We start from the raw sequence: 960 nt of genomic DNA, 5'->3' as shown, positions 1-960 counted from the left end.
AGTTCACTAAATTATGCCAACTAGAGTAAGCATCAATTTCTATCCATTCATACTTCATAAATCGCCAGAGAATTTCGATTAAGTTTAGTTGAGGAGAGTAGGATGGCAGCCAGAATATTTGTAAATTCTTCTGATTCCATTCATTGATTTTAGCCTGGATTTTCTTGCTTGTATGAAATGATGCCTTATCCATAACCACGACAGTTTTTATTGAGAGGTTTTCTGCAAATTTATCTAGGCAAGATATAACAACTTCACTTGTGATTCTGCCTTCAAATATATAGGCATCTAATTCTTGGTTACGATTCATTAACCCCAGGATATTTAAACGTCGGCTACGGCTACTTTTGATGGGAATGTTTTCTCCTTTTTCTTGCCATCCATAAGGTACATAAGGTGTTAAACAAAACCCGCTTTCATCTAAATATCTTAAATCAATTTCTCCACGTTTTTCTTGTTCTTTTAGTTTGGTAATCTCTAACTGTTTTTCCTTGTATTCCAAGGGGTCTGGTTCTCCTGCTAATCCCCTTTTAAATCTTCTCCATGTCATTATTAAACTTCTCAATATCCTTTTTATTGTATCTTTACTAACTGTTATTCCCCATTCTTGCTTAATTTGTGCCAAGACTTTTTTTAAATCTTTAGGATAGAGTTTTACCCATGATTTTATTTTTTGCTTCTGTTCTTCATTAAAAGTTGGTTTTCTTCCTCTTCCTTTTTGATTATATAATCCTAATAATCTGTTATCTTCCCAATCGTTCATCCAGTTATATATAGTAACTCTAGTTACTTTAAAAATTTCTATTAATTCAGGAATTGTCACTCCTTTATAGCTTAATAAAATACAATGCGCTCTTTGTCTAACTTGAGAATGTACACTTTCTTTATATATTCTTTCTAGTAATTTGGCTGTATCAAAGTTCAAATCTCTAATAAATCGCATCTTTTTCTCTTTATTTT

Annotated in this window: 1 protein-coding gene; it reads right to left on the bottom strand. The window is 31.8% G+C overall.

The genetic code is table 11. The annotated features are described in order from the left end of the window. On the bottom strand, positions 1 to 943 hold a 943-nt coding region (locus A0J48_RS26630; RefSeq protein ID WP_200327571.1), incomplete at its 3' end, for an IS630 family transposase. Between the last annotated feature and the right edge of the window lie 17 nt (positions 944 to 960).

This window comes from Sphaerospermopsis aphanizomenoides BCCUSP55, assembly GCF_001586785.1.
Lineage (GTDB): Bacteria > Cyanobacteriota > Cyanobacteriia > Cyanobacteriales > Nostocaceae > Sphaerospermopsis_A > Sphaerospermopsis_A aphanizomenoides_A.
Note: the sequence above shows the minus strand (reverse complement) of the source record. Positions and strands in the feature narration are given on the sequence as shown.